General features: G+C 60.5%; 21 protein-coding genes. 6 read left to right on the plus strand and 15 right to left on the minus strand.

The window, feature by feature from the left end:
* Nucleotides 1-101: 101 nt before the first annotated feature.
* The 4 genes from KGB24_RS04240 to KGB24_RS04255 are packed head-to-tail and all read right to left on the minus strand — an operon-like array spanning nucleotide 102 to nucleotide 5,231.
* Nucleotides 102-1,691 (minus strand): ABC transporter substrate-binding protein, encoded by a 1,590-nt coding sequence (locus tag KGB24_RS04240; RefSeq protein WP_223416156.1) that lies wholly within the window; start codon nucleotides 1,689-1,691, stop codon nucleotides 102-104.
* 4 nt (nucleotides 1,692-1,695) lie between these two features.
* Nucleotides 1,696-2,904 carry an LLM class flavin-dependent oxidoreductase gene (locus KGB24_RS04245; RefSeq protein ID WP_223416155.1) on the minus strand — a complete coding sequence of 403 codons (1,209 nt, stop codon included), beginning with the start codon at nucleotides 2,902-2,904 and terminating at the stop codon, nucleotides 1,696-1,698.
* 15 nt (nucleotides 2,905-2,919) lie between these two features.
* The gene (locus KGB24_RS04250; RefSeq protein ID WP_032828708.1) at nucleotides 2,920-4,143 is read right to left on the minus strand and encodes a lipase family protein; all 1,224 of its coding nucleotides are present in this window, start codon (nucleotides 4,141-4,143) and stop codon (nucleotides 2,920-2,922) included.
* Nucleotides 4,144-4,157: 14 nt separating this feature from the next.
* Nucleotides 4,158-5,231, minus strand: coding sequence for an ABC transporter substrate-binding protein (locus tag KGB24_RS04255; protein ID WP_008028127.1), 1,074 nt, complete (start codon nucleotides 5,229-5,231; stop codon nucleotides 4,158-4,160).
* 538 nt (nucleotides 5,232-5,769) lie between these two features.
* Between KGB24_RS04255 and KGB24_RS04260 the strand changes: the two genes are divergently transcribed.
* Together KGB24_RS04260 and KGB24_RS04265 are read left to right on the plus strand one after the other, a co-directional pair.
* Nucleotides 5,770-6,843 carry a sigma-54 interaction domain-containing protein gene (locus tag KGB24_RS04260; protein WP_008028129.1) on the plus strand — a complete coding sequence of 358 codons (1,074 nt, stop codon included), beginning with the start codon at nucleotides 5,770-5,772 and terminating at the stop codon, nucleotides 6,841-6,843.
* Nucleotides 6,844-6,892: 49 nt separating this feature from the next.
* Nucleotides 6,893-7,912, plus strand: coding sequence for an ABC transporter substrate-binding protein (locus KGB24_RS04265; protein ID WP_008028131.1), 1,020 nt, complete (start codon nucleotides 6,893-6,895; stop codon nucleotides 7,910-7,912).
* A gap of 413 nt (nucleotides 7,913-8,325) precedes the next feature.
* Here the strand turns inward: KGB24_RS04265 and KGB24_RS04270 are convergent, their stop codons facing one another.
* Genes KGB24_RS04270 through KGB24_RS04285 form a run of 4 tightly spaced genes read right to left on the minus strand, consistent with a single transcriptional unit; the run spans nucleotide 8,326 to nucleotide 10,514 of the window.
* Nucleotides 8,326-9,024: a dienelactone hydrolase family protein gene (locus tag KGB24_RS04270; RefSeq protein WP_223416154.1), complete on the minus strand. Its 699-nt coding sequence runs from the start codon at nucleotides 9,022-9,024 to the stop codon at nucleotides 8,326-8,328.
* A 37-nt stretch (nucleotides 9,025-9,061) separates the two neighbouring features.
* Nucleotides 9,062-9,685 carry a glutathione S-transferase family protein gene (locus tag KGB24_RS04275; RefSeq protein ID WP_008043943.1) on the minus strand — a complete coding sequence of 208 codons (624 nt, stop codon included), beginning with the start codon at nucleotides 9,683-9,685 and terminating at the stop codon, nucleotides 9,062-9,064.
* 56 nt (nucleotides 9,686-9,741) lie between these two features.
* The gene (locus KGB24_RS04280; protein ID WP_223416153.1) at nucleotides 9,742-10,257 is read right to left on the minus strand and encodes a DoxX family protein; all 516 of its coding nucleotides are present in this window, start codon (nucleotides 10,255-10,257) and stop codon (nucleotides 9,742-9,744) included.
* Between the two features lie 53 nt (nucleotides 10,258-10,310).
* Nucleotides 10,311-10,514: a hypothetical protein gene (locus tag KGB24_RS04285; protein WP_008043946.1), complete on the minus strand. Its 204-nt coding sequence runs from the start codon at nucleotides 10,512-10,514 to the stop codon at nucleotides 10,311-10,313.
* Nucleotides 10,515-10,891: 377 nt separating this feature from the next.
* Between KGB24_RS04285 and glsB the strand changes: the two genes are divergently transcribed.
* The 3 genes from glsB to KGB24_RS04300 all read left to right on the plus strand — a co-directional run bounded on the left by glsB (nucleotide 10,892) and on the right by KGB24_RS04300 (nucleotide 14,022).
* Complete coding sequence (gene glsB / locus KGB24_RS04290; protein ID WP_008028142.1) at nucleotides 10,892-11,800, plus strand: glutaminase B; 909 nt, start codon at nucleotides 10,892-10,894, stop codon at nucleotides 11,798-11,800.
* Nucleotides 11,801-12,095: 295 nt separating this feature from the next.
* Nucleotides 12,096-13,598: an aldehyde dehydrogenase family protein gene (locus tag KGB24_RS04295; protein ID WP_223416152.1), complete on the plus strand. Its 1,503-nt coding sequence runs from the start codon at nucleotides 12,096-12,098 to the stop codon at nucleotides 13,596-13,598.
* Between the two features lie 73 nt (nucleotides 13,599-13,671).
* Nucleotides 13,672-14,022, plus strand: coding sequence for a BON domain-containing protein (locus KGB24_RS04300; protein WP_008028148.1), 351 nt, complete (start codon nucleotides 13,672-13,674; stop codon nucleotides 14,020-14,022).
* A gap of 119 nt (nucleotides 14,023-14,141) precedes the next feature.
* On the opposite strand, the gene KGB24_RS04305 is transcribed toward KGB24_RS04300, so the two are convergent.
* The 3 genes from KGB24_RS04305 to cynS all read right to left on the minus strand — a co-directional run bounded on the left by KGB24_RS04305 (nucleotide 14,142) and on the right by cynS (nucleotide 15,621).
* The gene (locus KGB24_RS04305) at nucleotides 14,142-14,801 is read right to left on the minus strand and encodes a carbonic anhydrase (protein ID WP_223416151.1); all 660 of its coding nucleotides are present in this window, start codon (nucleotides 14,799-14,801) and stop codon (nucleotides 14,142-14,144) included.
* A 28-nt stretch (nucleotides 14,802-14,829) separates the two neighbouring features.
* Entirely contained in the window at nucleotides 14,830-15,066 is a 237-nt protein-coding gene (locus KGB24_RS04310; protein WP_223416150.1) for a DUF2790 domain-containing protein, read from the minus strand.
* A gap of 87 nt (nucleotides 15,067-15,153) precedes the next feature.
* Complete coding sequence (gene cynS / locus KGB24_RS04315) at nucleotides 15,154-15,621, minus strand: cyanase (RefSeq protein WP_008043963.1); 468 nt, start codon at nucleotides 15,619-15,621, stop codon at nucleotides 15,154-15,156.
* A gap of 121 nt (nucleotides 15,622-15,742) precedes the next feature.
* Here cynS and cynR point away from each other — a divergent pair, with 121 nt between their 5' ends.
* A complete protein-coding gene (gene cynR / locus KGB24_RS04320; RefSeq protein WP_008043965.1) occupies nucleotides 15,743-16,639 on the plus strand; it encodes a transcriptional regulator CynR in 897 nt (298 codons plus the stop codon).
* Here the strand turns inward: cynR and KGB24_RS04325 are convergent.
* From KGB24_RS04325 to KGB24_RS04340, 4 genes are all read right to left on the minus strand, one after another.
* Nucleotides 16,625-16,927, minus strand: coding sequence for a hypothetical protein (locus KGB24_RS04325; protein WP_223416149.1), 303 nt, complete (start codon nucleotides 16,925-16,927; stop codon nucleotides 16,625-16,627). The genes cynR and KGB24_RS04325 overlap by 15 nt on opposite strands.
* A gap of 256 nt (nucleotides 16,928-17,183) precedes the next feature.
* Nucleotides 17,184-17,513 carry a hypothetical protein gene (locus KGB24_RS04330; RefSeq protein WP_008028159.1) on the minus strand — a complete coding sequence of 110 codons (330 nt, stop codon included), beginning with the start codon at nucleotides 17,511-17,513 and terminating at the stop codon, nucleotides 17,184-17,186.
* A gap of 521 nt (nucleotides 17,514-18,034) precedes the next feature.
* Nucleotides 18,035-18,538, minus strand: coding sequence for a GNAT family N-acetyltransferase (locus tag KGB24_RS04335; protein ID WP_223416148.1), 504 nt, complete (start codon nucleotides 18,536-18,538; stop codon nucleotides 18,035-18,037).
* Between the two features lie 31 nt (nucleotides 18,539-18,569).
* Nucleotides 18,570-19,199, minus strand: coding sequence for a glutathione S-transferase family protein (locus KGB24_RS04340; RefSeq protein ID WP_223416147.1), 630 nt, complete (start codon nucleotides 19,197-19,199; stop codon nucleotides 18,570-18,572).
* Nucleotides 19,200-19,243 lie beyond the last annotated feature (44 nt).

A 19,243-nucleotide genomic window follows, 5' to 3' on the forward strand; every position in this document is an offset into this window, starting at 1 on the left:
CGATGGCGTCATAACGGCCACCACCGCCATCGCCAGCAAGCCGGCTCCTACAGGGGCGTGGTGTGTCAGTTGAATCGCATCAGCAAGCTGGCTGCGGTGGGTTACGCCGTGTCTTTCAACCAGAGCTTTTCAAACCGCCAGGTGCTGAACAGCGACTCTTCTGCCGCCGCGCCGCCTACGCGGTTGGCCACGCTGTCGAGCAGGTCGGCGTAGCCCCAGATCAGCATGCCGCCGCGTTCGTACTGGATCTGTTGAACCTGATGCACCAACGCTTTGCGTTTCTCCAGATCGGGCTGGGCCATGGCTGCCAGAAACAGCTCGCTGAACTGTGCATCCTTGAAGTGCGTCTTGTTGGCCACGGCAAACGGCGCGTCGGTGTGGATCGCACTGGCCAGGAACGGCGCGCCGATGCTGCCGCCGGTGCTCAAGGTCCAGTCGGTGCGCAGCGGTCCCTGGAACGTGGCCAGGTCCACTTGCTTGACCTTGAGCGTGACGCCAATGCGCTTGGCCTGTTCGGCCAGTACCAGCGCCGACGTCAGCCCCGGCCCCGGCGTGGTCACCAGTTCCAGTTCGAGGTTTTCGTAACCCGCCTCCTTGAGCAATTGCGCCGCGCGCTGCGGATCGTGGGGACGCGGCCCGAGCGTGTGGTTGAAGGTCGGATCGCTCGGCGCATACAGGTCGTTGGCCACGCGGCCCTGACCGTTGAGCGCCCGGCGCACCAGTTCTTCGCGATCCGCCAGCAGGCGGAAGGCCTCGCGCACCCGTGGATCGTTGAACGGTGGCTTGTCGAGGTTCATGTCGAACGACAACCAATTGCCGGTCACCGATTTCAACACCTTGAGCCGAGGATCGTGCTGCAGCACTTCCAGCTGTTCGGTGGGCATCACATTGGCCATGTCGATCTGCCCGGAACGCAGGGCCGCCAAGCGCGAAACTTGATCCTTGAAGTCGATGATTTCCAGCTCGTCGGCGTAGGGTTTGCCGTCCTTGTAGTAGTTCTCGAAGCGGGTGAACAGCGAGCGCTGGCCTGGGGTGAAGCTTTTCAGTTTGTAGGGGCCCGCGCCCACCGGGTTGCTCACCGGGTGATAGTCCACCGGCACGATGCCGCCGAAGTTGACCCAGGTTTCCGCCAGCGGCATATAGCTGCGGCCTTCGCGGAAGTTCAGGCGCACGGTGCGCGAGTCAAGCTTGACCAGGTTGTCGCGGTCCACCCAGTGCAACAGCGCGGCATAGGGCGAGGCCAATTGCGGGTCAGTGAGGCGGCGGATCGAGAAGATCAGGTCATCGGCATCGATGGTCTTGCCATGGTGGAATTCCAGCCCGGGGCGCAGGCGCAATGTCCAGCTGCTGGCGTCGGCATTCGGCTCGGCGAACTCGGCGAGGGCCAGGCGCGGCTGCATCTGTTCGTCCCATTCCCACAGCTTGCTGTACAGCGCAAAGCCGCGAACGATGCCGCTGCCGATGGGTTTGTGCGCATCGAGGTTGCCGCTCTGGTTGCCGTCGAGAATCCCCAGGCGCAGGCGTCCGCCATAACGCGGCTGATCGTCGGCAATGGCAATCGCCGCCGCCGGTTTTTCGCCGCTCGGGCCACACCCGGTGAGCAGGCCGCCACCGAGCAGCAAACCGCCGCCAAGCAGTGCGCTGTGACCGAGAAAATCCCGGCGACTGAACAATGAATGATCCTCGCTCATGGCATCAGGCTCCGGCCGGGCCGTTGGCGGAACGCAGTTCCAGCGGCGCCGGCAGCGGGCGGCTCAGTTCGGCGCGCTCGCCGCGAAAGTGCGGCAGGATGTGCTCGCCCAGGCGATAGGCTTCCTCCAGATGCGGGTAACCGGCGAGGAAGAACAGGTCGATGCCGATGGCGTTGTACTCACGAATCCGCGCCACGACATTTTCATAGCTGCCCACCAGCGCGCAGCCCGGCGGAATGCCGATGTAGCCGAAACCGGTCCACACATTCGGGTGGATGAAAAAGTCATCGAAACGCTGGGTTTCCGTCTTCTGCGCGAACTCGTTTTCATAGCTGAGTTTGCGCGCGGTGCGCAGCCCGGCATGCGCGGCCACGGCCTTGACCGCGCCCCTGGCGATGCCTTCATCGAAGAAGCGCCTGGCTTCGGTGCGGGCCAGTTCCTCGGTTTCGCGGGTGATGACGTCAATCGACAAACCGAAGCGAATGTCGCTGCGCCCGTACTTCAGTGCGCGCTCGCGAATGTCGGCGATCAGCGCGGCAATCTCGTTCGGGTGCTCGGCGCGCATCAGGTAGAAATCAGCGTGTTTGGCAGCGAATTCCCGGGCCGGAATCGACGAGCCGGCGGTGCAGATCAGCGGCAGCTCGGCTTTCTTCAACGGCCCGCGCAGGCCACCTCCCTCGGCCTTGTAGAATCTGCCCTCGTAGTGGAAATTCTCGTTGTGCCAGTAACCCTTGACCACGTCCATGAACTCGATGGCGCGCTCATAACGTTCATCGTGATCACTGAAATCGCCGACCTGGCGCTGAATCGCATCCGAACCACCGTTGATGATGTTCCACACCAGCCGGTTGCCGGTCGCCCGTTGATAGGTCGCGGCCTGCTGCACCGCTACCCACGGCGTGTAGTGATAGGGCTGGAACGCGGTGACGAATTTCAGCGTGCGGGTTTCCCGGGCCAGCAGCGAGCAGACCGTCCACGGCTCCTCGCCGGAGGGCGCGTTGACCATCAGCGCACCGCCGAAACCGTTGATCTCGGCAGCCTTGGCGATCTGCCCGAGGTAGTCGATGTAGGTGAAGTGATCGCCGACGCTGAACCCCGAGACCGCGCCGGTGCTCGGGCCGCCACGGTGCCAGTCGCCACGGTTGCGCGGGTCGCCGGGGAGGAATTGGGTTTCGCCATGCAGGGGCAGGCGGGTGAAGAATTCAATACTCATGTCGAAGGCTCCGTCTTACTGCACGCTGGGGCTGCAGATCGGGGTGATGGGCTGGTCGTTGATGACCTTGTGCGCGAACGGCACCGAGTCCTTGAGCGAGGCGTTGACCGTTTCGCTGTGGCCCAGCCCTTTGTAGAGATGGCCTTCAACCACCGAGCCGGTCTTGCAGGCGTCCTGCATCAGCGCGACTTGCGTCGAGGCGGCCGGGGTTTTGTCTTCGGCGCCGGTGCCGATGAAGATCGGCTGGGCCAGTTTCAGCGTCGGGTAGGAGACCTGTTTTTGCCACGCGGCGAGCTGGTCGCCCTTGTAGTCTTTCTTGGCATTGGCCGGGGTCAGGCCGACGCCGACCACATCGCTGACCAGCGCTGCCAGGCAACTGGTGCGCGCTTGTTCGAACAGCGGCAGGGCCTTGTCGGTATAGAAATCCTTGGGGTTGATGCTCGGGTCGTATTGCTGGGCCGCGAGCAGGGTGTAGAAGCCGTAGGCGAGGGACGCATCGACTTTGTTGACGTCCTGTTCACCGACGTTTTTCGCGCCGACGGTGTAGATCACACCAGTGCCAATGCTGCCTTTGACGCCGAGGTCCGGTGCATAGGTCGGTGCATACGCCGCCGAGGCGAAGGCGCCTGCGCCACCTTGGGACTGACCGACGATCAGCACTTTGTTGGCCAGCCCCGGAACACCCGCAACCACGGCTTTTGCCGCGTCGAGAATGCCGTAGGCGGCCATGCGATTGTTCAGCAGCGGGTGACCGCCGGGGACGCCGAGGCCCTGATAGTCAGTGGCGACGATGGCATAACCTTCATCCAGCCAGCGGCTGAGGTATTGCACGTCACGGTAGGAGCGACCTTGCCAGGACGGCGCGCACACATCGGCCACACCGACCGTGCCATGCCCCCAGCTGGCGACCGGCCAACCACCGGCGGGCGCCTTGCCTTTGGGCAGGAACAACGTGCCGGAGACCACGATCGGCGTCTTGTTGTCGATGCCATCGGTGGAGGTGTAGAGAATCCGCTGCGCGCTGGCGGCGTTGGGCAGGCTCAGGGTTTTTTCCAGCGGCTCGCTGCGCAGCAGTTTGCCTGGCGTGGCCGGGATCACCTCTTGCCAGGTGTAGAACGCCGAGACGCGGCCATCGCCTTGTTGCGGGTCGGGTTTGGGGGCGTGGGCACCGGCGGCCATGGCACTCATGGACAGCGCCAGGACGCTCAGACCGAAAACGAATTGTTGCGGCAGTTTCATCTGGATTTCCCTATTCATGGATTGTTGCTGACCTGGCCGCGCAGGGCCGGCCAGTAGTCGGTGAGTTTCAGATCGATCAGCGCCTGGTTGGTGAAACCGGTGGCCAGCGAAGGGGTGATGTCGTAGGTGTCGCGAATCAGGTGATTGGCCAGCGCATAGGCGGTCAGCGCCTGATAGTGGGCCTTGAGTTGCTGGTCGCTTTTCGGCGCCCAACGGTCTTTCCAGGCCACGGGATCGTTCTGGTCGTCGCGACGCAGCACGCTTTCAGCGGTGCCGGCGCGGGAGGAGAGTTCGTAGTAGGCGTCCTGGTTTTGTTCCTGGGAGATCCACCAGGCGGCTTTGATCCAGGCGGTCGCCAGCAGTTGAGTAATGTCCGGGTGCTGCGCGACAAAACTGTCGGTGCCCCAGAGGTCGGAGACCAGACGCCAGTCGTTGGCGCCTTGCTTGGTCGACCAGATGATCTTGCCGACACCTTTGTCTTCCAGCGCATAGGCTTCGCTGAGCAATACGGCCGCATCGACTTTGCCAGCGGACACCGCTGCGGCGCCGACTTGCGGATTGAGGTTAGCGATCTTGAAATCGTCGAGCTTCAGGCCCTTGCTGGCGAGGAAGTTGCTGAACGCGAACTCCCACGGACGACCGCGATGCAGGGCCAGGCGTTTACCCTTGAGGTCGTCGATGCTGTTGGCGCTGGAACCGGCAGGCACCACCAGATAGATGTTGTTGCCGCTGCCCCCGGGCACGATCAGCTTGCCCGGCACGCCGCCAGCCCCGGCAATGACGGAAGGCAGGTCGCCGCGCACGGCAAAGTCGATGCTGTTGTTGCTGAAGCCTTCGTTGATCTGCGGCCCGGCACCGGCGTGGGGCAGGGCGATCCAGTCGAGCTTCACGCCGCGTTGCGCCAGTTGCTGTTCCAGCCAACCGTCCTCGATCACCCGCCCGGCGATCCCGCCGAATACCGGTTTGCCACCCTGCGTATACGCGACGATAGCGATCTTCACCGACGCCGGTGCCTGTCCGGCCAGCGCCGTGGCACTGAGCAGAAACCCGGTCAAGGCGACCAGGCTGTTGCGCCAGAAACGTTTCATTGAACTCTCCCTAAATGGCTATTGGCGAAACACAGTCTTTGTAGGAGCCGGCTTGCCGGCGATCTGGCCTTCAAACCTGGCGGCGTTTTTGCCGACGCCATCGCCAGCAAGCCGGCTCCTACAGGGTTTTGCGGTGTCCGATGCTGCTGCGTTGTGAACACAGCCTTTGTAGGAGCCGGCTTGCCGGCGATGGGGCCTTCAAGCCTGGTGACGTTTCTGAGGACGCCATCGCCGGCAAGCCAGCTCCTACAAAGTTTTGCGCTGTACATGGGAGAGAGCAGATTGCATGCCACTGCGCGAAAAACGCGCTGCAGGCCGCGCAGGGACTGGGTTTCAGGGCGAGGGGAGGGAACTGCCGGGAGCGTGGGGTGTTGATGTGCAAGCAGGCCGGTGCGTGCCAATTGCTGCTCCAGCAGCAGGCTGGCAGCAGTTGCGTTGCATATGGTTTTTGGGAATATATAAATACTAATTAAGAATTTTTTAGTCTAAACAACTTCATGCACTATTGAGCACGCGCTTTTACTGCCAGGAATGCACCATGTCGCTGATCACTCATCCAAACGCTCGCGAATTGACCAAGTCGGTGCGGGCCACCGTCCTGGTGTTCAAGGACCCGCGCTCCCAGGAATTGCTCAGCCGCATCGAGCGCCTGGCGCCCAGTGAAGCCAACACATTGATCATTGGCGAGACCGGCACCGGCAAGGAACTGGTCGCTCGGCATATCCACAATTTGAGCCGCCGCGGACGCGAACCCTTCGTGGCGGTGAACTGCGGTGCGTTTGCCGAAACCCTGGTGGAAAGTGAGCTGTTCGGCCACGAAAAAGGCGCCTTCACCGGCGCCACGACCAACAAGGCCGGGTGGTTCGAAGCGGCCAATGGCGGCACGCTGTTTCTCGATGAAATCGGTGATCTGCCGTTGAACATGCAGGTCAAACTGCTGCGGGTCTTGCAGGAGCGCGAAGTGGTGCGCCTGGGCTCGCGCACGCCGATCCCGATCAACGTAAGGCTGGTGGCTGCAACCAACGTCAACCTCGCGGATGCGGTCGTCGCCGGGCATTTTCGCGAGGACCTGTTTTACCGTCTGCACGTCGCGACCATTCGCCTGCCGCCCTTGCGCGAACGACCGGGCGACATCCTGCCGCTGGCCGAGTTTTTCCTCGAAGAACATTGCCAGCGCCTGGGCTACAACCGCGCGTCGTTGAGCGTCGAAGCCGAACGCAAGCTGCTGGAGCACAGCTGGCCAGGCAACATCCGCGAGCTGGAAAACTCCATTCACCACGCGTTGCTGGTGTGCCGCAATCAGCGGGTCGCCCCGGCGGATCTGCACCTGGTGGACATGCGTTCCTCCGGCATCCGCCAGGAACAGGCCAGCCAAACCAGCCACGCCGTCGCCGGCCCGGTGGACCTGGAAGCCGCCCTCAACGCGCTGTTCGAACAGAACATCCCGGACCTTTACGAACATATCGAAGAAACCATTTTCCGCGCGGCGTACCGGTTCTGCCACGGCAACCAGTTGCAGACCGGACGCCTGCTGAACATCAGCCGCAACATCGTCCGGGCGCGGCTGGAGAAAATCGGGGAGTTGAACAAGACACTGGCGGTGGAGGAATAGTCCTCGTCGTCGTTTTATTTCTGATTCGTCCACTCACAGCGAGCATTTCATGGCAACTCCTTACAAGCGTTCAGCGTTGACCCTCCTGGCGGCCTCCCTGGCGGCGATGAGTGCGTTACTCAGTCCCGGCGCGCAGGCCGAAGGCAAGATCAGCATCGCCCAGCAATTCGGCATCGGTTACCTGATTCTGGATGTGGTCCGCGACCAGCAACTCATCGAGAAGCACGGCAAGGCCCAGGGCCTCGACATCAAGGTCGACTGGAACAGCATCTCCGGTGCCACGGCGATGAACGAAGCGCTGTTGGCCGGCGCGCTGGATGTGGTGTCGGCGGGCGTGCCACCGATGCTGACGATCTGGGATCGCACCAAGGGCAAACAGAACGTCAAGGCGATAGCCTCGCTGGGCTCGATGCCCAACTATTTGCTGACCAACAACCCGAATGTGAAGAGCCTGAAGGACTTCACCGAGAAGGATCGCATTGCCGTGCCTGCGGCCGGGGTAGGGTTCCAGTCACGCACCTTGCAGATCGAAACGGCCAGGCAGTTCGGCAATGATCACTACAAGAAATTCGACGATATCTCGATCAGCCTGGCCCACCCGGATGCGACGGCGGCGTTGATCGCCGGAGGTTCCGAGATCAACGCGCACTTCTCCAGCCCGCCGTTCCAGTATCAGGAATTGCAGAATCCCAACGTGCACAAGGTGCTGAGTTCTTACGACGTGCTGGGTGGCCAGGCCACGTTCAACGTGCTGTACACCACGGAAAAATTCCACGACGAAAACCCGAAAACCTACAAGGCGTTTTACGACGCATTGGCCGAAGCGGAAAAAATCATCAAGGCCGACAAATCCGCCGCCGCCCAGACCTACATCCGCGTCGAACAATCGAAGCTGGCCCTGCCGCTGGTTGAGAAAATCGTCAACGATCCAGAGATCAATTTCACGGTGGTGCCGCAGCGCACGGCGGTCTACGCCGAGAAACTGCAGGAACTGGGCGTGCTGAAAAACAAGGCCGCCAGCTGGAAGGACTACTTCTTCGAAGAAGCACACGGCGGCGCCGGCAGCTAAATACACCGCCAAACCACTGTAGGAGCCGGCTTGCTGGCGATGACGTCCTCAAATCCACCGCAACGTTTGAAGGCCCTATCGTCGGAACGCCGCCCGCAGCAAGTCGGCTCCTACAAGACCGTGTTCGCAGCTCCGAAGCATCTGCACACCACAAATTCCTGTAGGAGCTGGCTTGCCAGCGATGGCGCCCTCAGCAACGCCGCAGGGTTTGAAGGCCTCATCGCCGGCAAGCCGGCTCCTACAGGTCCGTGTTTGCAATGCGGCTGCATTTAGTAGAGGCCGGCTCTTAAAGGTTCGGCGCAATCCCTCTATCCCGAATTCACCCGAAATCTGTAGGAGCCGGCTTGCCGGCGATGGCGTTCATGAAAACGCCATCGCCGGCAAGCCGGGCTCCTACCAAAAGCGTGTCGGTCTTAGAGCTCCATGCCCAGGAAGATCAGTGTATTGCCATGGGCTTCAGCCGCGGCACGTTGGTTGTAGCTGTCGCGATGTGAGCAGTTGAAACCGTGCTCGGCTTCCGGGTACACGACAATTTCCACGTTATCGTTGTTGTCGAAACACTCGGCGATTTTCTCCACGGCTTCCAGCGGGATATGGCTGTCCTGCTCGCCGAAGTGCATCAGCAGCGGCACTTCGATTTCGTCGGCGCGGTCCAGTTGGTTCTGGATGCCGCCGCCGTAGTAGGCGATCGCCACGTCCACCAGCCCATTGGCAGCGGTGTGGTAGGAGAGCAAGCCGCCGAAGCAGTAGCCGATGGAGGCAATGCCGCCATCCAGACCCGGTTGTGCTTTCAGGGCGTCGATGGCCAGCTCGATGTCTTTCTGCGCTTTGCCGACGTCGGTGGCGTTCATCAATTCGACGGCGCGTTTCCAGCCGGCTTCGTCGTAGGTCAGTTCAATGCGCGGGCCGTTGCGCCAGAACAGGTCCGGTGCGATCACCAGGTAACCATCGGCGGCATATTGCTCGGCGACCGAGCGGATGTGTTCATTCACACCGAAGATCTCCTGGATCAGCACAATCCCCGGGCCTTTGCGGGTATGTGGAATCGCCAGGTAAGCGCCGAATTTACCTTCAGCGCTGTCGATCTCGATCCATTGGGTGGTCACGCTCATGGTGGCTCCTGTCTTCGCAAGTGAGTTGGGGCGTAGCTTAATGCGGCTGTGTGGCTTTGAAGCTCGTCAGCCCCTGCATCCGTTTCCACCAGCTGTTGAAGCCGTCCACGGCAAATACCTGCGGCGCATCCGGGGTCATCGCGATGTAGGCGCAACCCGGTGCCAGGTAGAAGTCGCCGATGCTCGGTTCAAGGCCGGCGATATACGGATCGGTGCCTTTAATCTTCATCAACTCGCGCAGCACTCGTTTCGAGTTCTCGATGCCTTGGCGGCGCGAATCCTCATTCTGCCCGCCAATGAAGTCGGGAAACAGATGGTAGCCGAACACCGAGACCAGCGCGCCATAACCGTAGGAATCATAAATGCCCTGGGCCATGTGGGTGCGCGCACGGTCGTGGGCGTTGTCCGGGGTGATTGACGGGCCGGGCAGGACTTCGTCCAGGTAGGCAATGATCGCGCCGGTTTCGATCACCCGAAAGCCGTCGTGGTCGACGACGGGCACCTTGCCGAACGGGTGACGCACCAGATGCTCCGGCAGGTGCGGTTCCCCTTTGATCACGTTGACCTGCACCTGCTCGAAGTCCGCGTCTTTTTCCACCAGCAACATCTTCACTGTGCGCACATAAGTACTGCCGTCAAAACCGTAGAGAGTGAGACTCATGGCGATTGCTCCTGTTCTATTGGGAGTGGCAGGTACGTTATCGAAACGCTGGCGCCTCAGCGGTGGTTGCGACGCCAGAAGAAGCGAGCCAACAACGTATCGAGACTGAGCTTGCCGGCACCCGAGAGCAACAGCGGCATCAGGGCGGCGAGGTAAATCAGCGGCAGTTTGAAGTTGCCGTGGCCCTTGTTGCTGATGGAGTAACCCTGAGCAAGCTCACTCAATGTAGACCAATCGGCCGGCCAGTGGACGGCTGCCGTCGCAACGATGGTGACCACGATCAACGCGATGGCTGAAATCCGCGTGCCAAGGCCGACGAGGATGGCGAGGGCGCAAAGCAGTTCAGCCCACATCGACAGTTCCCAGTTCAGCGTCGCCGGTATCTGGTCGAAGGGAAACGGGAAGCGATCCTGAATGTCGGCGAACCAGTTTTCGCCATTCCATTTTTCCAGACCTGACTCGAAAAATTCCCAGGCAATGAACAACCGCAGGGTCAATGGGGCGAGCCAGCTACCGGCACGATCGAGATTCAGGTGCAGGCCTTTCACGGCCGACGAGATTGCAGAGTTCATGGACGTGGTCTCCGTTCAGTCAGGGATGCGGGGCTCGCGGCCCCGCGCAAGGGTTACTCGCCGGCGCCGCACTTGCCTTCGCCGCATTTGCCTTCAGCCGGTTTTTCCGCGGTGTCGGCGTGGGCCTGGCTGTAGCCGTGGGCCAGCTGTTTCATGCTGAACGCTTCGGACTCGGAGGCCGATGCGACGTTGGACAGGGCCAGGCCGCCGGCGATGATCAGGCCGAGGGTCAGGGAAGAAGTCGAGAGCTTGAACATGGTGATACTCCGTAGCATTGAGTGAGTTGAGCGCTTTGATCGGCTGAGCCAATCGACAGGCACATTTCATCAATCGGGTGTATCTGCGATGTGTCGTTGGGGTGGGGTTTTATGGACGGGGTGTGTCAAGGACGGGGCTGTACACACTCTGATACGTAACCCCCGAAATTTCCTTGGCCTACACAAATCCTTCTAGGAGCCGGCTTGCTGGCGATAGCGGTGGGTCAGTCGATACATTAATTGCCTGAACGGACGCTATCGCCAGCAAGCCGGCTCCTACAATGGCATTCCAATTCACAACTGTGATCCGCTGCTGACCACCAGCGTCTAGCGTCAGTGTCCCCGCAATCCCTTGGGGCGAGACTTCGGAACCCGGCATGCAAGCGCTGTTGAACGAGATCCTTGACGCAGTTCGGCCCCTGATCGGTCAGGGCAAGGTGGCTGACTACATTCCTGCCCTCGGCACCGTGCCGGCCAATCAACTGGGCATCGCCGTGTACGGCAATGACGGCGAACTGTTTTGCGCCGGTGACGCCCACACGCCGTTCTCGGTGCAGAGTATTTCCAAGGTGTTCAGCCTGGTGCAGGCTATCGAGCACTCCGGCGAAGCCATCTGGCAGCGCCTGGGGCACGAGCCTTCCGGGCAGCCGTTCAACTCGCTGGTGCAGCTGGAATTCGAACGCGGGCGCCCGCGCAATCCGTTCATCAACGCCGGTGCGCTGGTGATCTGCGACATCAACCAGTCGCGCTTTGCCGCGCCAGCGCTGTCGATGCGCGATTTCGTCCGGCGCCTGTCGGGCAATCCGCAAGTCATGGTGGACGGCAAGGTCGCCGAGTCCGAATACCAGCACCGGGCGCGCAACGCCGCCATGGCGTACCTGATGCAATCCTTCGGCAATTTTCACAACGATGTCGAAGCGGTGCTGCGCAGCTACTTCAGCCATTGCGCCCTGCGCATGAGCTGCGTGGACCTGGCGCGGGCGTTCTGCTTCCTGGCCAACGACGGCTTCTGCAAGCACAGCGGCGAACAGATCCTCAGCGGCCGCCAGACCCAGCAAGTCAATTCCATCATGGCCACCAGCGGCCTCTACGACGAGGCGGGCAACTTCGCCTATCGCGTCGGTTTGCCCGGCAAGAGCGGCGTGGGCGGCGGGATCGTCGCGGTGGTGCCGGGGCAGTTCACGGTGTGCGTCTGGTCGCCGGAACTCAATGCCGCCGGTAACTCACTGGCGGGAATGGCCGCGCTGGAACTGCTGAGCCAGCGGATTGGCTGGTCGGTGTTCTGATAGCGCGGGGTTGTGGCCGGCGCGACTACCGCCACAGCCGCCGAGGCGGCCTGTCTCTTTGTTCGTACGCATTCCCCTGTAGGAGCCGGCTTGCCGGCGAAAAACGTCGGGGCAACGCGTTTATTCAGACAGCCCGCGTTATCGTTGACGTCCATCGCCGGCAAGCCGGCTCCTACAGGGGATTTGCGTACGGTTTCGCAATCGAACGAAATGCGCCGGATGGCCACCGGTTAATGACGCTCCAGAAATTTTGCTATACATTTTCCGACCGCCCATTGCATGGTGAAACCGCTTCATGTCTCTTGCGCTCGAACGTCTAGTCGCTGGCACGCCAATCCCTTTCGCTGGTAACCGCGTCACTGTGGTCAGCCCCGAACTGGCGTTGCGCTTTCAGCCCGGGGACCACCTGTTGGTGGAGCAGGTCAGCGGCGAGTTGCTGCTGATTCCCGTTGCGGACCAGAAAGCAGCGGCGGTCGCGATTGAGCGGGCTGAAGCGGCGTTTACGGCAATGTCCGCCGTTTCCGATCAGGCGATCAGTGCGTTTTTCGACCTTTTTGCCCAACGCCTGGAAAACCAGGACTGCTGGGACTTGATCGAAGCAGCCAACCGGGCCGACATCGAATGGGCCAAGTCGCGTGGACGCTCCACCACACGGTTGCTGGCCGATGAGCGCATGCGTCGTGACATGATCGCGGGCCTCCGGGCTTGGCGCGATGCGTCAGCCTCGCGTGGCAAAGTGATCAGTTGCGTCGAGCATGACGGCTGGAAAGTCGAGCAGGTGGTTTCGCCGTTGGGCATCGTCGCCTTCGTCTTCGAGGGCCGGCCGAATGTTTTCGCCGACGCCGCTGGCGTGTTGCGCACCGGCAACACCGCGGTACTGCGCATTGGCAGCGATGCCTTGGGCACGGCGCAAGCCATTGTCACCCACGCGTTGAATCCGGCATTGAGTGAGGCCGGTTTGCCGGTGGGCGCAGTGTCGCTGGTGGAAAGTGTCAATCACGCCGCCGGTTGGGCGATGTTCGCCGACCGTCGCCTGTCGTTGGCGGTAGCCCGTGGTTCGGGGCGTGCGGTCAGTCAGTTGGGCAGCATCGCGCAACAGGTCGGCACTGCCGTCAGCCTGCATGGCACCGGTGGCGCCTGGCTGGTCGCCGACAAGGACGCCGACGCCAAGCGTTTTGCCGCCGTCGTGCGCAATTCCCTGGACCGTAAAGTCTGCAACACCCTGAACGTCTGCCTGATCCACCGCGATCGTGCCGCCGAACTGGTGCCGCTGTTTCTGGACGCCTTGGAAAAAGCCGGCAGCGCTCGGGAAGAGGGCTGCAAGTTGCACATCGTCGAGGGCAGCGAAACGTATTTGCCTGGCCGTTGGCGGAGTGCAACCGTCGAGGTCTACCGCCCTGACGGCTACCAGACCGAAGCGTTGGCCGAACCACTGCCCGAAGACCAGTTGGGCCGCGAGTGGGAGTGGGAAGAAACCCCGGAAGTCAGCCTCAAGATCGTCGACGACCTGGGCCAGGCCATCGCCTTGTTCAATCGCTACAGCCCGCAGTTCACCGTGTCGTTGATCAGTGAAGATGCCGAGGCGCATGAGCGCTTCTATAACGCAGTCAACGCACCTTTTGTCGGCAACGGGATTACCCGTTGGGTTGACGGGCAGTACGCGCTGAATAAACCGGAACTGGGGCTTTCGAACTGGGAGAGTGGTCGCCTGTTCGCTCGCAGCGCGATTCTCTCGGGCGATGGCGTGTTCACGATCCGTAGTCGCATGACGCAGATCGATCTGTCGGTCAAACGCTGAGAACCCGACCTCAAGCGCAGACCGCACTATAATTAAGGGTGTCTGCGACTGCGTCTTGAGACAGGGGTCCGCCATGAAACTTCAATCCTTCGATCATTACTCTCATAAGCTGGAAATGGCCGCGCATGACGCGTGGCTGACAGCCCGGGTGAAGTCGGCCTTGGCGTTGGCCGATCCGACCCTTGGCCTGCAAGTCCATGTCAAAACCCTCGCGGGAATGGTGATGTTGAGCGGTCGCGTCAACACGCATAAGCAATGTGAGCAGGCTGTTGCGCTGGCTCGCACGGTCAGTGGTGTCAATGAAATCGATGCCAGGGAATTGCTGACTCACGTGTTCACGCCTGGAAGCTTTCCAACACCGCCCAACGCCGAGGAAAATCCGGAGATCCGGCCATCCTCGTCAGCCAAACCGGAAGACAAGTAAAGCGGGGTGCAGCGCTTCCGTGAATCGGGCGCGCTGCATTTTCACTTCGCGGCTATTGAGCGCGGATGCTGACTGGCTGCACGGTGCCAGCTGAGGGCGATGGCTCTCTGGTGCACGGATCAAGCCGCTTCAACCGCTTTGCCGTAAACGGCGCACGTGGTTGGGTGCTCGACCAGCGACACGAACGTGCGGCTGTTGGCATCCAGTGCATCGATCGACCCGGTTTCGATGTCGTAGACCCAGCCATGCAGGTTCAGCAGGCCTTTTTCCTGAGCCAGTCGCACGCTCGGGTGCGTCTGAATGTTCGCCAGTTGCGCGATTACGTTTTCCCGCACCATCGAACTCACTTTCGCCGCGTTGCTGGCATGAGGCCGGGATTCGTTGATGACTTTCGCCGATTCCGCATGTTGCAACCAGCCGCTGACGGCGGGCAGGTGATCCATGCATTTGCAGCTGGCGACGGCTGTCATCGCGCCACAATCCGAATGGCCGCAAATCACGATGTCGGTGACGCCCAGTACGGCCACCGCATATTCGACCGTGGCCGATACACCGCCCGGATGCGGGCTGTAGGAGGGCACGATATTGCCGGCGTTACGGATCACGAACAGTTCGCCGGGTTCTTGCTGAGTCAGCAGTTCCGGCACGACACGGCTGTCGGAACAGGTGATGAACAGCGTGCCGGGGTGTTGCGTGGTGGCCAGGTGTTTGAACAGGTCGGTCCGCTGTGGGAAGGCTTCCGTCTGGAACTTCAAAAAACCGTCGATGAGCGCTTTCATGGGGAATTTCCTTTCAAATGATGGGGGATCAGTTCGAGCAGCCGGTGCCAAACACGCTGTAGTCCAGAATGTGGGTGGCGCCTGTGGAGTCCAGGTACGTCATTTCCACGGGGACGACCCCGCACTCATCGGCAATCGGCGTGATGCTCACGACATGCGCGATGTCCAGTTTCATGGCGTACTCGTACGCGACGGCCGTTTCTTCTGCGTGAACCTGGGCAGACATGCCCGCTAACAACGACAGCACCAACAGAATTTTTTTCATGGGGGCATCCTCCAGGCCAATGTGGTGAACAAAGAAACAAGCGGGGTTCTGGAACTGGCCCGCACTTGAGTGCGGGCCGGGATCAAGTCAGAAAGGACGCAGTGGCAGGAACTTGCCGTCGAGGGTGATCACGGCGCGGGAGCCGCCTTCCGGGTCTTCGACTTTTTTCATGTCGAGCTTGAAGTTGATCGCGCTGATGATGCCGTCGCCGAATTGTTCATGAACCAGGGCTTTGAGCGTGGTGCCGTAGATCTGGATCATTTCGTAGAAGCGGTAGATGGTCGGGTCGGTCGGCACGCCAGAGAGGCTGCCGCGCAGTGGAATGATTTGCAGGCGGGCCACGGTGTCGGCGTCCAGGTCGAGCTTCTCGCCAATCACTTTGGCGGCGCTTTCCGGCAGTGGGTGCTGACCGAGCAGGGCGGCGGTGACGTAGGCCAGGCCGAGGCCGGTGCCATCGGTCAGGTCCTGCCACGACAGGTTCTTACGCGCCTTGGCATCGAGGATCGAGGTGGTCAGGGCCAGGCTCGGGTCGTTGTAAGCGTGGGACTGTTGCATGGTGAATCTCCTATCGGATTGAGTACTGCGTGGGTGTGAAGCAATCTTCTGCCGATTGATTCATAGCGTCCAAGACCGATATACAATGCATTGCATAAGTCCTGCCTATAGGTTGATCCCGATGTTGCTCCGACATTTGCGCTACTTGCTGGCGGTCGCCGACCACGGCGGCTTCACCCGTGCTGCCGAGGCATTGCACGTGTCCCAACCGACCTTGTCGCAACAGATCCGCCAATTGGAGGAAACCCTCGGCGTGAGCCTGTTCGATCGCACCTCGCGCACGGTCAAGCCGACCGATGCGGGGGAGGCCTACATCGAGTGCGCTCGGCGGGTGCTGGTGGAACTGGAGGCGGGTAAACGGGCGTTGCATGACGTGAAGGACTTGTCCCGGGGGACGTTGCGATTGGCGATGACGCCGACGTTCATGGCGTATCTGGTCGGGCCATTGGTGCGCGACTACGTGGCGCGCTATCCGAACATTCACCTGGAGATTTTCGAGTTGTCGATGGACGACATCGAGGCCGGGCTGCTGGATGACTCACTGGACATCGCCATTGCGTTTGATCAGGTCAGGAATGCCGACATCGAGTCGATTCCGGCGTTTACCGAGACGCTGGGCGTGATGGTCGGGCGGGATCATCCGTTGTACGAAAGCCGGGTCGCGTTATCCGCTGAAGCGGTGGCCCAGCTGGAGTTTGCCCTGTTGGCCACGGACTTCGTCACCCGAACCCGAATCGATGAGTATTTCGCTGAGCAGCAGATCACGCCAAAAGTGGCCATTGAGGTGAACTCGGTCAGCACCTTGCTGGAAGTCATTCGCCACACGGCGATTGCCACCATCCTTCCGGAACCCATCGCCACTCAGGACCGCGCTTTGCGCAGGATCCCGTTGCTGGGTGAGGCGCCCAAACGCGGGGCCGCGCTGCTGCGGCGTAAAAACAACTACCACAGCGCGGCGTCGGTGGCCTTCATGGAACTGTTGCTGGGAACCGTTGAGGCGACGTCAGTCATCCACTGACTGGCACACGCCGTTGGAGGCCTTGCCGGAGGAGGTCACGGCGACCGAATCGTCATCGGCGAGGACAATTGACAGGGTGATACCGGAGCCTTTGGCTTCGAAGCGGCGCTCACTGATGATTTTGGTGTCGGCTTCCTTGCCGTTGATCATGACCGGCCCATCCTGATCCGCCTGGACGAGAAACTTGCCGGGGCACTCCACCGCGAATGACGGGACACCGTCGACGCTGTTTGCCTGAGCAACACTTGTCAGAACCAGCAACAGCGGGAACATCAGCTTGTTTTTCATCGCAAGTCTCCAGTGACCAACAGCGGATAGGCTTAACAATAGCTTTGTTTAGCAAAACGGAGACAAACAAAAAGGCCCCGCTCGTTTATTCGAGCGGGGCCTTTTTTATGGGGCCTTCATTGGTTTGAACACCCATTCAGCCCATTGTAGGAGCCGGCTTGCCGGCGATGGTCGTTAACGATAACGCGTACTGACTGTTTCACCGCGGTGTAGTTGAGTCCATCGCCGGCAAGCCGGCTCCTACATCTATGGATTATCAGTAGAACCGATCAATCACCCGAACTTCATTCTGGTTCTGCATCGAGTCCCAGGCCTGTTTCAGCGTTTGCAGGACATTGCCGATGAAGTCTTTGTCGGCTGCAGCTTTCTTGCCGACATAACCCTGGCCGCGACGGTACATTTTCAGTCGGGCCAACAGGTTCTGGTTGTTCTGGTCGAATTCGGCTTCATGGGCATGCGGCGACAGGCAATCGATATGAACCTGGCCCGATTTGCTGATCCACAGAATGTGGCTGTCGTGGCTGTCTTTTTGCGCAGCGAACATACGAGCCAGTTCATCGATAGTAGGTTGATTGTTCAGATTCATAATATGCCCCTTGACCATTTGGTGATCTTTCAAAGTTGATTCGCTAATACAAGTAGCCCATCGGTTAGTTGATCCCTGGCACCGAAACCAGGACGTCAGCGTTCGGCCGTCGAGAGTGACGGGGTTCCGCGTCTGTTGCATGTAGTCGTGTTGAATAACTGCTACGCAATAGCGTCACAACGAAGAGAAGCAGCGAATACCTTCAGGCCACTGCCGACGTTTTCAGGGTCGGCCACAAGCTTCATGAGGATTGATCGCCAGCGCTTCTCGTCCTTGTACTGGACGTTCGGGCCAGGTCAGCTTCTTCAATCTGCCTTGTGGGCAGCGTGTATCCGGGAAAAACAGCTCGGCGGTCAGACGAGCTTGCTCAAACATGTTGCTGTACTCCCGATCGGGGAGATGTCTGCATCATGCAAGGGCAAATCGGAGGCGTCAACGGTTTTGTAGTGATTATTTTCAGTCACTACATATTGTCGGACAAAGCTGTTTGGAATTAGAAAGCAGCAGGGAGAAAGTGCCACTCAGGACGAGGGCGGCGCGCTTTGGAAGCGGTAAAAGGTGCAGGGATAACCGTCTACTGGCTGATGATGCCGGGAGAACGCGTCACCCGTGAGGCCAGGTATCACACGGGCCCAGAACTGCCGTGCAGGCGGGTTGGCGTCGATGTGGAAAATCTGCCATTGCCCGGGCAGCTGGCTCAAGAGGGTAGAAACGACAAACGTCGCGATTCCTTGGCCACGAAAGCGTCGACTGACAAAAAGGTAGCCGATGTTGTACTGCGCGCCAGGCAGATGGGTGTTGTCATCCACGGTCACAAAACCGGCCAGCTCCCCGTCGACCTTGATCAGGAACGGGCGGGTTGCGGGGTTGCGCCAGTAGTCCTGTTGCGGCTGGATGCGGAAGAAGCCATGCCCGCCGAGTTTGAGCGGCAGCCACTCACTGAGGTCGTACATATAGAACTGCATCAGGTTTTCGAGCGTTTCCAGTTCGTCGCGCTGAGCGGCGTGCAGTTCTATCGAGGGCATGCGGGCTGGCTCCTGTTCAGAGCGGAATCAATCAGTGAGGCGCGAAGTCGTATTTGCCACCTTTCTTCAGTGCGGCTTGATAGGCCGGGCGCGCCTGGAAGCGCTCGATCCAGGCCGCTACATGAGGGTAGTTGTCGAGCTTGCCTTGGGCGCGGGCGATTTCGCCTATAAAACTCATCTGGATATCGGCTGCGCTGAATTCCTTGCCCAGCAGGTAATCGGACTGGCTCAGTGCCGTGTTCAGATAACCGAGGTAGTTGGCCACTTCCGAGTTGATCCGCGGATGCAGCGGTGCGCCGGCTTCACCGAGACGTCCGACATACAGGTTCAACATCAGCGGCAACATGGCCGAGCCTTCGGCGAAATGCAGCCACTGCACGTATTCATCGTAGGCCGGGGTGGACGGATCGGGTTGCAGGCGCCCCTCGCCATGGCGACGAATCAGGTAGTCGATGATTGCGGCGGACTCAATCAGTTTCTGCGTGCCGTCTTCGATGACCGGCGATTTGCCCAGGGCGTTGATCGCTTTCAGTTCCGGCGGGGCCAGGTTGGTTTTCGGATCGCGCTGATAGAGCTTCAGTTCGTAAGGAATGGCCAGTTCTTCCAGTAGCCACAGAATGCGCTGGGAGCGGGAGTTGTTCAGGTGGTGCACGATAATCATGGTCGATGCCTTTTCAGGAAACAGGGTTGTAGCCGGGCTTGAAG

Origin of the sequence: Pseudomonas sp. BF-RE-25 (genome assembly GCF_019956105.1) — a bacterium.
Classification (GTDB): domain Bacteria; phylum Pseudomonadota; class Gammaproteobacteria; order Pseudomonadales; family Pseudomonadaceae; genus Aquipseudomonas; species Aquipseudomonas migulae.

Excerpts from the sequence above, each read along its gene's own strand:
- KGB24_RS04240 (WP_223416156.1), bottom strand. The coding sequence starts at position 1,691 with ATGAGCGAGGATCATTCATTGTTCAGTCGCCGGGATTTTCTCGGTCAC.
- KGB24_RS04245 (WP_223416155.1), bottom strand. The coding sequence starts at position 2,904 with ATGAGTATTGAATTCTTCACCCGCCTGCCCCTGCATGGCGAAACCCAA.
- KGB24_RS04250 (WP_032828708.1), bottom strand. The coding sequence starts at position 4,143 with ATGAAACTGCCGCAACAATTCGTTTTCGGTCTGAGCGTCCTGGCGCTG.
- KGB24_RS04255 (WP_008028127.1), bottom strand. The coding sequence starts at position 5,231 with ATGAAACGTTTCTGGCGCAACAGCCTGGTCGCCTTGACCGGGTTTCTG.
- KGB24_RS04260 (WP_008028129.1), top strand. The coding sequence starts at position 5,770 with ATGTCGCTGATCACTCATCCAAACGCTCGCGAATTGACCAAGTCGGTG.
- KGB24_RS04265 (WP_008028131.1), top strand. The coding sequence starts at position 6,893 with ATGGCAACTCCTTACAAGCGTTCAGCGTTGACCCTCCTGGCGGCCTCC.
- KGB24_RS04270 (WP_223416154.1), bottom strand. The coding sequence starts at position 9,024 with ATGAGCGTGACCACCCAATGGATCGAGATCGACAGCGCTGAAGGTAAA.
- KGB24_RS04275 (WP_008043943.1), bottom strand. The coding sequence starts at position 9,685 with ATGAGTCTCACTCTCTACGGTTTTGACGGCAGTACTTATGTGCGCACA.
- KGB24_RS04280 (WP_223416153.1), bottom strand. The coding sequence starts at position 10,257 with ATGAACTCTGCAATCTCGTCGGCCGTGAAAGGCCTGCACCTGAATCTC.
- KGB24_RS04285 (WP_008043946.1), bottom strand. The coding sequence starts at position 10,514 with ATGTTCAAGCTCTCGACTTCTTCCCTGACCCTCGGCCTGATCATCGCC.
- glsB (WP_008028142.1), top strand. The coding sequence starts at position 10,892 with ATGCAAGCGCTGTTGAACGAGATCCTTGACGCAGTTCGGCCCCTGATC.
- KGB24_RS04295 (WP_223416152.1), top strand. The coding sequence starts at position 12,096 with ATGTCTCTTGCGCTCGAACGTCTAGTCGCTGGCACGCCAATCCCTTTC.
- KGB24_RS04300 (WP_008028148.1), top strand. The coding sequence starts at position 13,672 with ATGAAACTTCAATCCTTCGATCATTACTCTCATAAGCTGGAAATGGCC.
- KGB24_RS04305 (WP_223416151.1), bottom strand. The coding sequence starts at position 14,801 with ATGAAAGCGCTCATCGACGGTTTTTTGAAGTTCCAGACGGAAGCCTTC.
- KGB24_RS04310 (WP_223416150.1), bottom strand. The coding sequence starts at position 15,066 with ATGAAAAAAATTCTGTTGGTGCTGTCGTTGTTAGCGGGCATGTCTGCC.
- cynS (WP_008043963.1), bottom strand. The coding sequence starts at position 15,621 with ATGCAACAGTCCCACGCTTACAACGACCCGAGCCTGGCCCTGACCACC.
- cynR (WP_008043965.1), top strand. The coding sequence starts at position 15,743 with ATGTTGCTCCGACATTTGCGCTACTTGCTGGCGGTCGCCGACCACGGC.
- KGB24_RS04325 (WP_223416149.1), bottom strand. The coding sequence starts at position 16,927 with ATGAAAAACAAGCTGATGTTCCCGCTGTTGCTGGTTCTGACAAGTGTT.
- KGB24_RS04330 (WP_008028159.1), bottom strand. The coding sequence starts at position 17,513 with ATGAATCTGAACAATCAACCTACTATCGATGAACTGGCTCGTATGTTC.
- KGB24_RS04335 (WP_223416148.1), bottom strand. The coding sequence starts at position 18,538 with ATGCCCTCGATAGAACTGCACGCCGCTCAGCGCGACGAACTGGAAACG.
- KGB24_RS04340 (WP_223416147.1), bottom strand. The coding sequence starts at position 19,199 with ATGATTATCGTGCACCACCTGAACAACTCCCGCTCCCAGCGCATTCTG.